We start from the raw sequence: 11,842 nt of genomic DNA on the forward strand, positions 1-11,842 counted from the left end.
ACACGTTATGATAGCTTTTATGCTAAATTCTTTTCACCAATTTGGAAAAAAGTTAAATTTTATTGACCTTTGGAAGATTATAAATATAAAATGATAACAATTAACAAGAAATGTTTACATTGCGTTAAAGTTTGAAGCGAGGAGGCAACCCAAATTTTGAACACAGAATCGGTATTGGAAATCAGAGACCTGACAGTAGCTTTTCGTATCAAAGATGAGTATTATCCTGCTGTCGATCAACTGAACTTAACGATCAACAAAAACGAAGTTTTGGCTATTGTAGGTGAATCGGGTTGTGGCAAAAGTGCCTTGGCACTTTCTCTGACACGACTTCATGATAGCAAAAATACGCGTATTGAAGGTGAACTGCTTTTTAAAGGGCAGGATTTGAACAAATTGTCACCTGGACAGATGAACAAAATTCGTGGTTCCGAAATCGGTATGATTTTTCAGGACCCATTAACAGCATTGAATCCTTTGATGACAATCGGCAAACAAATCGAGGAAAATCTTGATTATCATACGCCATTATCTCGAAAAGAAAAAACAAAGCGTGTTATCGAATTATTGGAAAATGTGAACATTGTTGATCCAACGAGGGTGTATGCCCAATATCCACATGAGTTATCTGGTGGAATGAGACAGCGGATTATGATAGCGATCGCGATTGCATGTCGCCCTTCATTGATTATTGCTGACGAACCAACAACAGCTCTAGATGTAACGATTCAATCTCAAATTTTGGATTTATTGAAGCAATTGCAAGCCGAAAATGACGCAGGTATTGTACTGATCACTCATGATCTTGGTGTTGTTGCTGAAATGGCAGATCGTGTTGTCGTAATGTATGCAGGCGAAATTGTAGAAATTGCTGATGTAAATGAGTTATTCAACAATCCCAAACATCCGTACACCCGCTCACTATTGGCTTCGATGCCGGGAGCAAATGTAGGGCAGGAGAGCTTACACGTAATTGATGGTCGTGTACCTTCATTACAGAATATTCCTCGTGGTTCCTGTCGCTTCTCAGAACGTATTCCATGGATTCCACAGACTGCTCATGCAGAACATCCTGAGCTGAACGAAGTGGCTCCCAAGCATTGGGTACGTTGTACATGCTACCAGAATTTTCATTTTGAAGATGAAGTAGAAGATGGAAAGGAGATTGTGTTGAATGGCATTGCTGGAACTCAATAACTTAAAAGTACATTATCCGATTCGTGGTGGCTTTTTCCAGCGTGTTGTCAGTCATGTCAAAGCAGTAGATGGTCTATCGATTCAAATCGAAGCAGGTAAAACTTACGGGCTTGTCGGTGAATCTGGATGTGGCAAAACAACAACAGGACGCGCAATTATCGGACTTAATAAAATAACAGATGGAAATGTAACATTTGAAGGGCAAGACTTAACCAAAATTGCTCACAAAAATCAACATTCATTACGACGCGATATTCAAATGATTTTTCAGGATCCGTATTCTTCGTTGAATGGTAGAAAACGCGTACTGGATATTATTGCAGAACCATTGCGTAATTTTGAGAACTTAACCAAAGAAGAAGAACGTAGACGTGTGCAGGATTTGCTTGAAAAAGTAGGGCTAAATCCAGAAGCGGCATTTAAATATCCACATGAATTTTCCGGTGGACAGCGTCAACGGATCGGGATTGCAAGAGCATTAACACTAAATCCTAAGCTGATCATTGCAGACGAACCTGTATCTGCACTGGATGTATCGGTTCAAGCTCAAGTACTTAACTTTATGAAAGAAATTCAAAAAGAGTTCAATCTTACGTATTTATTTATAAGTCATGATCTGGGCATTGTTCGTCATATGTGTGATGAGATCGGAATTATGTATCGTGGTCGATTGGTAGAGCAGGGCAATACAGAAGATATTTATGAAAATCCACAACATATATATACGAAGCGATTGATATCAGCTATTCCAAATATCGATCCTGCTCAGCGTCAGGCAAGCACACAAGCACGTCAACATATTTTATCTTCATATCAACAAGATTTGAATAATCTACTAGACCCAGAGGGCAAGCCATTGGCATTGAAGTCGATCAGCTCGTCACATCAAGTCGCATTACCATAAGGGGGAAATTAAATTATGTGGAAATTTACGCTTCGCCGCATTCTGATCATGATTCCCCAATTGTTCGTACTGAGCGTGCTGATCTTCCTCTTAGCTAAAGCAATGCCCGGCGATGCTTTAACGGGTGCCATGCAAGCGAATCCGAATGTCAGTCCACAAGTATTAGCAGAACAACGGGAGAAATTAGGTCTAAATGATCCAGCATGGCAACAATATGGGCGTTGGATAGGCAATCTAGTACAAGGGGATCTGGGAAAGTCATATGTACATAAAATAGGCGTTGCCGATTTGATTGGCAGTCGCTTGGCGAATACCTTTTACCTTGGTGTAGCAATTCTAGTATTAACGTATCTAATCTCGATTCCGCTAGGTATTTTGAGTGGACGCTATCAGAATAGTTTATTAGACAAAACGATTACAGGATATACGTATCTCAGTTTTGCAACACCGTTATTTATTTTTGCACTGTTAATTCTATTCGTTTTTGGCTTCCAGCTTGGATGGTTTCCAACAAGTGGTAGTGTAGATGTAGGTATAGATCCGGGATCGGGTTCCTACTATGCGAATAAGTTTTATCACTTGATTTTACCTGCTATTGCAGGAGCGTTAGTCAGTACTACAGCAACTATTCAATACCTTCGTAATGAAGTTATCGATACTAGACTTAAAGATTTTGTGAAAACAGCTCGTTCGAAAGGTGTTCCAGAATCCAAAGTATATTCAAAACATATTTTGCGTAACTCCTTACTTCCTATTGCTGCATTTCTTGGTTATGACTTAACAGGAGTATTAGCAGGTAACCTATTTATTGAATCTATTTTTGGTTATCCAGGATTAGGACAGCTATTTTTACAATCAATTACACAGCGTGATTATTCTGTAGTTACCATATTGGTTATGCTTTCCGGCTTACTTGCTCTTATCGGTACATTGTTGTCGGATATCATTTTGAGTTGGGTTGATCCACGTATTCGGATAGGCTAACTTCAAGCAAAACAATACATCTGGCATGTACTATCAGAATAAGAACGGAGGAAGCCTGTAATGGGAATGAGAGCTCAAACATTTGCGCCTGAAGAAACGATTCAAAAATCGCCTTCAAGTTGGTCAATTTTAGGTAAAGAATTAATCAAAGATAAAATGGCTATGCTTTCATTGATCTTTTTAGCTTTATTTTTGATTGTAATTTATGGTTCTGTATTTTTTATCGATCAAGAAGCTGTAACGAAAGTGGATCTGACTTCTATTAAAGCTCCACCTAGTGCAGATCACTGGTTAGGTACAGATCGCGCAGGTAGTGATATTTTTGGACAGGTAGTTATAGGAGCACGTAATTCTATTACGATTGCTTTTGCTATTACGATTTTTGCTGCTGCGATCGGTCTCAGTATTGGATTAATTGCAGGTTTCTTTGGTGGAATCGTAGATAATATTATTATGCGTTTTATTGATTTTATTCTTGTTCTTCCTTTTTTAATGTTAGTTATCGTATTTGTAACGATTGTACCTAAATATAATATATGGTCATTTATTTTCATTATGACTGCTTTTCTCTGGGTAGGTAAAGCTCGTCTTATTCGAGCCAAAGTACTTGCCGAACGAGAATTGGATTATGTACAAGCTTCCAAGACATTAGGTACACCTAACTGGAAGATTATCGCTTTTGGTATACTTCCTAACTTGAGTTCAATTGTTATTGTTAACATGACATTGAATCTTGCTGGTAATATTGGGATTGAGACAGGGCTTTCCTTCCTAGGGTTTGGATTGCCGCAGAGTACGCCGAGTCTGGGTACGATTGTAAGTAATGCAACAGATCCTGATATTTTGCAGAACTATTGGTGGATGTGGTTACCAGCATCGCTGCTGATTTTGGTACTTATTCTAGCGATTAACTTTGTCGGTCAAGCACTCAAACGCGCGACAGATGCTAGACAGCGATTAGGATAATAAATTTACAGTACGATCATCAAAAAGGAGGAAGATTTATGTTGGGAAATACAAAGAAGAAAATCGTATCCATTCTGTTCATTGCATTTGTGTTGGTGTTATCTGCTTGTACAAGTGGGAAGTCAACACCAACTGCTCAAGAGACACCAGCAACAAGCGAAAGTGTAAAGGAATCAGGTAAGTTTCCAAAAGCAACGACTAACACTGCTGCTGCTATTACAGGCGGAACAATGAATTATGGTTTGATTTCGGATACTCCATTTGAAGGTATTTTGAATCCTGTATTCTATAACGGTAGCCCTGATGCTGATGTATTGCAATTTTTCTATCCTTCTCTGTTTGCAATCGATGAGAATTTTGATGTAAAAGATGGTGGAGCTGCTAATATTAGCTTTTCCAACGATAACAAAACTGTAAATGTAAAAATCGATGACAAATTAAACTGGTCTGATGGTAATCCTGTTACAGCAGAAGATTATGCTTTTGCTTTTGAAGTCATTGGTAACAAAGACTATGACGGTGTACGCTATGATACAAGCTTTATGAATATTGTAGGTATGGAAGATTATCATGCTGGTAAAGCCAAAACGATTTCTGGTATCAAAGTTGTGAACGATAAAGAGGTACAAATTGACTTTAAAGAAGCAGATCCTTCTGTAAAATCGGGTCTTTGGTCTTATCCTTTAGAGAAAAAAGTATTTGGAGATATTCCAGTAGCAGACATGTCTTCTTCTGATCCAGTGCGTAAAAATCCTATTGGTTATGGCCCGTTTAAAATTAAAGCGATGGTTACAGGTGAATCTGTACAGTTTGAAGCGAACAAAGACTACTTCCATGGAGCACCTAAATTGGATGGTGTAAATCTGAAAGTAGTTAATCCTAACGTGTTGATTGAATCTTTGAAAAAAGGTGATATTGATTTAGCTTCATTCCCTAACAGTCTATATGATGGTAAAAATGTTCCAACTAACGTAGAGTTCCTAGGTAGACAAGAATTGTCTTATGATTATATTGGTTTCAAATTAGGTAAATTTGATAAAGCTAAAGGTGAAAGTGTAATGAACCCGGATGCTAAAATGGCGAACAAAGAGTTGCGTCAAGCGATGGGTTATGCATTGAATAACGAACAAGTCGGTACACAGTTGTATCATGGACTTCGTACACCTGCAACTTCATTAATTATTCCTGCTTTTGCACAATATCACGATGATAGCATCAAAGGATATAACTATGATCCTGAAAAAGCGAAACAATTATTGGATCAAGCTGGCTATGTAGATAAAGATGGGGACGGATTGCGTGAAGATCCTAAAGGAAATAAATTAACAATTAATTATTCTGCTATGAGTGGAGATACAATTTCAGAAGCTCGTGCTCAATTCTATCTGCAAAATTGGAAAGATGTTGGTTTAAATGTTCAATTGCTAGATGGTCGTCTGCAAGAGTTTAATTCATTCTATGATCGTATTGAAAAAGATGATCCAGATATCGATGTATATGGCGCTGCATGGGGTACAGGTAGTGATATTAGCCCTGCTGGTCTATATGGTAGCAAAGCTTCGTTCAATTATTCTCGTTTTGTAAGTGAAGAGAGTGATAAATTGTTAGCAGAAGGTGTATCTCCTAAAGCATTTGATATGACATATCGTAAAGATATTTATAATCAATGGCAGCAGTTAATGATTGATCAAGCACCAGTCATTCCTACTTTGTATCGTTACGAAGTACAGGCGGTCAACAAACGAATTAAAAATTATGATATCACGTATGGCGGTAGTTATGACGTATTATCTGCTATAGAGTTGACTTCAGAAACTCCTGTAAAATAAAAGATTAAGCACAAATCCGTCAATCATTTTCCAAGAAAATGGTTGACGGATTTTATTAAAAATCTAAAAAAAATTGAAATTGTTTTAAAAAAAGTAATTATATAAAATATTTTTTTAAGAGTCTATAGTTACATATTACATATTAAAAAAATGAAATATAAAACAGCTATTTATATAATTAATTAAAGGGATAAATAGTGTATCTTTTTTCATAACTGTAATGAATAAATATTTGTAAAAATGAATAATTTAAGTGAAGTCTTACACAGTTACTACTATATTAATTACTTAATTACAAATTAATCACTTATTATATGCATATTTTTTTTGATTTTTATTGTATTTTTTTTGAAAAAAAAAAACAAAAATCTTTTTATGGAATATAAATTATTTAAACAAATCAAAACCCTTATTTTGTTAAATAATTACTTTATTTTGTTGATTTTTCTTTTTGTGTATATTAAAGTAAGCTAAAGCGAAGACATAAATATAGTTTTTTGAATAAATATTGTTGATAACAAAAATACGTATATTTAAAAAGTATCTAGTATATTTAGCTCAATAATTTTGATAACTATTTATGGGGGCGAAGGTAGTGGAAGTTTTTAATTATTTATTTGTTTGCAGTATTTATTTTTTATTGTGGACATTGTATTCGTATTGGATTCATAGACTTGCTCATATCCCTAGCAAGCGGAATATTTTATTTAAAATACATATCATACATCATAAAGCTGAATACGGAAGTCCTTCTTGGCCAAGATGGCAAGAATATTTTTTATGGTACGGCAATTGGCGTGCTTCTGCTGATGTTTGGATCACGCTATTGTTACCTGGGATAGTTATTTCTATTTTTGATCCTTTACATGGTTTACCTATGCTTATTTTTATTTATTGTTATGAAGTGTTTCTAGCTGGAGATGTTCTAGATCACAATTCAAAAATTGATGGGAAAATTACAAAAGTATTTGCATTAGGACAGTATCATTTACGTCATCATCGACATGTTAGAAAAAATTACTCTTTTTATATTACACTTTGGGATTATGTATTCAAAACTCATATGGTGAAAGATGGAAAAAGTAAAAAAAAGAAAGTTATAGAATCAGTCCCTGTAGAGGTTCCATCTACAGATTAACAAATAATCTGTTACATAATATTTTGATTTCACTATACACAGAAGGGTAAGGGCATATGAAAAAGTTTTTGAACAATAATAAAAAAGGGATTGGCTACTCTTTTGGAACTTTTGGAGAGCTTTTACAAGGTGTATTACCAGATAATAATATTGATTTTCTTGTTTCTTTTCCAATCACTAAATATTCTTGTGTGACATTTTATCCTGATGCTTTTCTTTCGTCTTTACAGATAATACCTGCTTTTAAAACGAAATCACTTGTACTTGCAGAAAAAATACTAGCTTATTACAATTTACCTTCAGGCGGCATAATTAATGTTGATAGCCATTTACCAATTGGAAAAGGATTGGCTAGTTCTTCTGCTGATTTGGTAGCTTGCGCGCGTGCGATTGATCAAGCTTACGATTTGGATATGACAGAAAAAGATATTCAAAGATTTATGATGGATATTGAACCTTCAGATGGAGTTATGCATGATGGAGTGGTTTCTTTTTATCATAAAAAAGTACAATTAAAAGATTTCATTGGTCAAATTCCAAAAATGACGGTAGTTAGTATAGACGAAGGTGGAATGATCGAAACGTTAAAATTCAATCGTATTCATAAACCATTTACAGAGCAAGATAAATATGAATATGATCATTTGTTAAAACAATTGACAATAGCGATTCGTGAAATGAATTACGAAAAGGTAGGTCAAATTTCAACAAGAAGTGCAGAGATGAATCAGAAGCTATTGCCGAAGCGCACACTTAAATATGTACAGGAAATATGCAACATTGTTGGAGGTCTTGGAGTTATTGTTGCACATAGCGGAACATGCATTGGTATATTATTTTCTTCTTTTTACGAAAATTATGACTTTAAATTACAGCAATCGATTACGCTGATGTCTAAACTTGGTATGGAAGTAAGTGTGTATCATTCTTGGGATAATGAAAATGCTAATACAAGCTATGCTAAAGCAGAAAGAGGCGTTAAACAAAATGAGATATGAGACTGTGGTAGACAGTATAGGTCAGACTCCAACTATACGTCTACGTCTTGGTCAGCAAGCTGGAGCAAAAGTATACGCTAAAATGGAGATGCAAAATCTATTTGGTATGAAAGATCGGGTAGCAAAACGTATCATTGAGGAAGCAAAAAAAAATGGCTTTTTGAAAGAAGGAGCACCTATTATTGAAAGTTCTTCCGGGACAATGGCATGTGGCCTGGCATTAGTAGGTACATATTTAGGACATGAAGTACATATTGTAACAGATCCTAGAATCGATGATATTACGTTAGCCAAACTTCATACGCTTGGTTGCCATATTCATATCGTTGATAAAATAGGAACAAATGGTTGGCAAAGTGCACGTCTTGAACGTTTACATGAGTTATTATATGAAATGCCAGAAGCTTTTTGGCCACAACAATATGATAATCCAAATAATCCTAATGCTTATGATTTATTGGCGGCGGAAGCGATTGCTGATTTGGGACATATTGATGTGCTTGTTGGTTCGATTGGTAGCGGTGGTTCGCTTTGCGGTTCTGCCAAAGCACTAAGAACGTATAATCCAGCAATTAAAATTGTTGCGGTCGATTGCGCAGGAAGTGTTATTTTTGGGCAACCAGATTATCCGCAACGCTTGCAAGGTGGACTTGGTAATTCGTTGATAGCTGGAAATGTGGATTATACTCTGATCGATGAAGTTCATTGGTTAAATGATGAAGAAGCTTTTGCTGCTACACATCAACTGGCTAAAACAGAAAAAATATTTGCTGGTAACTCTTCTGGTTCTGTTTATGCAGTTGCTAAATGGATTAGCTCGCAACTTACTGAACATAAAAATATTTTAGCTATTTTTCCTGATCGTGGAGATCGTTATGTAGATACCATTTATAATCCAAAGTATTTATTAAATAAAGGGTTAAAAAAACTAACTTTATCTAGTGAACCACAGTACGTGTCTTATGATACAGTTGTTCATTCTTGGTCGTATGCGAACATGGTAGGAGTGGGCAAATATGTCTAATTTTATTTTATTTATTGAATCTAATACGACAGGAACAGGCATGTTGGCGCTCTCGAAGACAGAAGCATGGGGATACACTCCTATACTTTATACAAACAACCCAGATCGTTATATAGGGCTGGCTGAAACTGGCTATACAGTACATCGTTGTGATACTAACAATCTGCTAACATTGCGTGAAACGATAGAACAGACAGTAGATCACAAGCAAATTTGTGGAATCACGACAACAAGCGAATTTTATTTAGAACAGGTTTCTGAATTGGCAGCTTATTACAAATTACCTGGTAATTCAATACTTGCTGTACAACAAGCACGTAATAAAGCCGCAACTCGTCGTGCATTGCATCTTGTAGGTATAAATCAACCTCTTTACTATATAGTGGAAAATATAGAGCAGCTACAATCAGTAGTGGAAGAGATTGGTTTGCCTTGTATCGTCAAACCTGTAGATGATAGTGGTTCAAATGATGTTTTATTATGTGATACTTTTGCAATTGTAGAAAAGCAAGCTAAAAAAATTTGGAATGTTACAACAAATATAAGAGGGCAGCAAAAAAGTTCGCAAATCTTAGTGGAGCAATATATGCAAGGACCCGAGTATAGTGTAGAGTCTTTGACTTGGCAAGGAAAAACCAACATTCTTGGTATCACACAAAAGTCTCTTACAGGGTTACCATTCTTTGTAGAGTCCGGCCATGTGTTTCCTGCACAACTACTTCCTGAACAATATGAACATATTCAGCAAACGGTATTGCGCGCTTTACATGCTATTGACTTTCAAAGCGGCGCAGCACATACAGAAGTTAAACTTACATCAACTGGATGCGCTATTATCGAGATCAACGGACGTTTAGCAGGAGGAATGATTCCAGAATTAATTAGATTGTCTACTGGAGTAGACCTTCTGGAACAGCAAATGTATTGTGCTTTGGATGGACCTAAAATTAAAATAATAAAACCACACAGTGTAGCAGAGATTCGTTTTATCATGGCTGACCGTGCAGGTCGAGTAAAGCAGATAGATGGTGTAGAGCAAGCAAAACAGTTAGAAGGTATACATCAAGTACAAATCAATACGAAGCTTGATCAATATGTACAGTCTCCTGAAAATGCATATCATCGTCTTGGTTATGTTATCGGCTATGGTGATACCGCAGAACAAGTGTCAACTTTTCTAGATAATGCACTACAAATTATTCGTATTACAATAGATGAAAAAGTACAAGAAGAGGTGTTTTGATAGTCAGGAGGTCTAAATAGTATGTATTCAAATAATAAAAATATGTTGACAGGAAGAATTGATAAAAGTCCGAGTAAATTAATGAACGAATTGATATTAGAGCCACAATTTACTTATGAAATGAATCATTTGCTCCCTTTTTATTTATGGATTGAAAAAGCAATGTTGCTTGAATATCGACGGATGGGATTCATAAAGCAACCTATGGTTCATGAGATTGCTAACATATTAGACCAGATCAATCCACAATCGCTTTTGGCTGAACCAGAATACAATATGTCCGATATTGCATTTGCAATAGAAAAATGGGTGAGTTCAAATGTAGATGAACTTCCATCAGCATGGCACCTTGATCGTAGTCGCAATGATTTTCAAGCAACAGCGCAACTTATGCATGGTCGAGCATACGTGCTCGATATTGTAGAACATATGCTGGCGCTGACTGGAACATTGCATCAGTTAGCAGATCGTTATCTTGAAACACCGATGCCTGGATACACACACTATCAGTCTGCTCAAGTTATAACACCAGGGTTTTATTTGATTGCTATTGCAGAAAATACGTTGTCTTCTGTTAAACGCATGTTTGGGATTTATGAAAATATCAATCATTCTCCACTTGGGTCAGGTGCTATGGCAGGTCAGGAATTGGATTGGGATCGTATAGCAATGGCGCATTCGCTTGGGTTTGAATCTCCTATTAAACATGCTTTGCTAGGTGTTGCTTCAAAAGAATGGATATTGCATATCGGTAGTGAACTATCTTCTTTCTCTGTTATGCTTAGTCGATTTGTAACTGATTTGATCTGTTGGGGAAGTAGCGAGTATGGATTTATTGATTTGCCTGATCAACTCGCAGGTATTTCTTCATCTATGCCACAAAAGAAAAATTTTCCTATTTTAGAAAGAATAAGAGCAAAAACGGCACATGTTTCAGCATTTTATTTAGATTTCGTGATGGGACAGCGAAGTACAGCCTATACGAATTTGGTAGAGACATCTAAAGAAGCTAGTAGTCATTTTGTTACACAGTGTCAAACAATGATTACAGTACTATCTTTGCTTGATCATGTTCTGAACCATTTGGTTTTCTGTGAAGATCAAATGATAGTTGCTTGTAAAAAAGAATATTTGGGTGGCTTCACGTTAGCGAACATATTAACAATTGAATACGATATACCTGCACGTCAGGCACAGGTACTCGCTGGTCGTTATATTACGGAAAGAATCAAGCAACAATGTGTACCTGAGGACGTGTCAGAGGAAGTACTTATAAATATCGGTGAAAAGGCAGGTTATTCGCTGGTTGGATCTAAAAAATGGCTCCAAATGGCTTTTGATATTAAGCAAAATCTTTACAGTAAATCATCATTAGGTGGTACTAGTCCTGAAGCAATGCGTCCGTTATTACAGCAACAGCGGGAAAATGTAGATATTTTTATAACTACGTATAAAGAGCGACGGGAAAAGTTAGCCCAAGCTCAAGCATTGACAGAAAGACAGTTGAATCTAACCAAATCAGAATTTTAATTGAACTTTTATTTTAATGATATCGCAAC

General features: G+C 36.1%; 10 protein-coding genes. All 10 read left to right on the top strand.

Features of this window, described 5'->3' with window-relative positions; all coding sequences use genetic code 11:
• The first annotated feature begins 156 nt into the window (after positions 1-156).
• The 10 genes from ACFSGI_RS08600 to ACFSGI_RS08645 all read left to right on the top strand — a co-directional run bounded on the left by ACFSGI_RS08600 (position 157) and on the right by ACFSGI_RS08645 (position 11,813).
• Positions 157-1,197, top strand: a complete 1,041-nt coding sequence (locus ACFSGI_RS08600; RefSeq protein ID WP_204823727.1) for an ABC transporter ATP-binding protein — start codon at positions 157-159, stop codon at positions 1,195-1,197.
• Positions 1,175-2,101, top strand: coding sequence for an ABC transporter ATP-binding protein (locus tag ACFSGI_RS08605; RefSeq protein ID WP_204823728.1), 927 nt, complete (start codon positions 1,175-1,177; stop codon positions 2,099-2,101). Before ACFSGI_RS08600 ends, ACFSGI_RS08605 begins: the two co-directional genes overlap by 23 nt.
• 15 nt (positions 2,102-2,116) lie before the next feature.
• Positions 2,117-3,085: an oligopeptide ABC transporter permease gene (gene opp4B / locus ACFSGI_RS08610; RefSeq protein ID WP_204823729.1), complete on the top strand. Its 969-nt coding sequence runs from the start codon at positions 2,117-2,119 to the stop codon at positions 3,083-3,085.
• Positions 3,086-3,145: 60 nt separating this feature from the next.
• Complete coding sequence (locus tag ACFSGI_RS08615; RefSeq protein ID WP_204823730.1) at positions 3,146-4,051, top strand: ABC transporter permease; 906 nt, start codon at positions 3,146-3,148, stop codon at positions 4,049-4,051.
• Between the two features lie 38 nt (positions 4,052-4,089).
• Positions 4,090-5,880, top strand: a complete 1,791-nt coding sequence (opp4A, locus tag ACFSGI_RS08620; RefSeq protein WP_204823731.1) for an oligopeptide ABC transporter substrate-binding protein — start codon at positions 4,090-4,092, stop codon at positions 5,878-5,880.
• A gap of 595 nt (positions 5,881-6,475) precedes the next feature.
• A complete protein-coding gene (locus ACFSGI_RS08625; RefSeq protein WP_204823732.1) occupies positions 6,476-7,018 on the top strand; it encodes a sterol desaturase family protein in 543 nt (180 codons plus the stop codon).
• A 56-nt stretch (positions 7,019-7,074) separates the two neighbouring features.
• Positions 7,075-8,016, top strand: coding sequence for a GHMP family kinase ATP-binding protein (locus ACFSGI_RS08630; protein ID WP_204823733.1), 942 nt, complete (start codon positions 7,075-7,077; stop codon positions 8,014-8,016).
• The gene (locus ACFSGI_RS08635) at positions 8,006-9,040 is read left to right on the top strand and encodes a PLP-dependent cysteine synthase family protein (protein ID WP_204823734.1); all 1,035 of its coding nucleotides are present in this window, start codon (positions 8,006-8,008) and stop codon (positions 9,038-9,040) included. The genes ACFSGI_RS08630 and ACFSGI_RS08635 overlap by 11 nt, the downstream gene beginning before the upstream one ends.
• Positions 9,033-10,283, top strand: coding sequence for an ATP-grasp domain-containing protein (locus tag ACFSGI_RS08640; protein WP_204823735.1), 1,251 nt, complete (start codon positions 9,033-9,035; stop codon positions 10,281-10,283). The genes ACFSGI_RS08635 and ACFSGI_RS08640 overlap by 8 nt, the downstream gene beginning before the upstream one ends.
• Before the next feature lie 21 nt (positions 10,284-10,304).
• Positions 10,305-11,813: an argininosuccinate lyase gene (locus ACFSGI_RS08645; RefSeq protein ID WP_204823736.1), complete on the top strand. Its 1,509-nt coding sequence runs from the start codon at positions 10,305-10,307 to the stop codon at positions 11,811-11,813.
• Positions 11,814-11,842 lie beyond the last annotated feature (29 nt).

Source organism: Paenibacillus nicotianae (assembly GCF_042681745.1).
GTDB lineage: Bacteria > Bacillota > Bacilli > Paenibacillales > Paenibacillaceae > Saccharibacillus > Saccharibacillus nicotianae.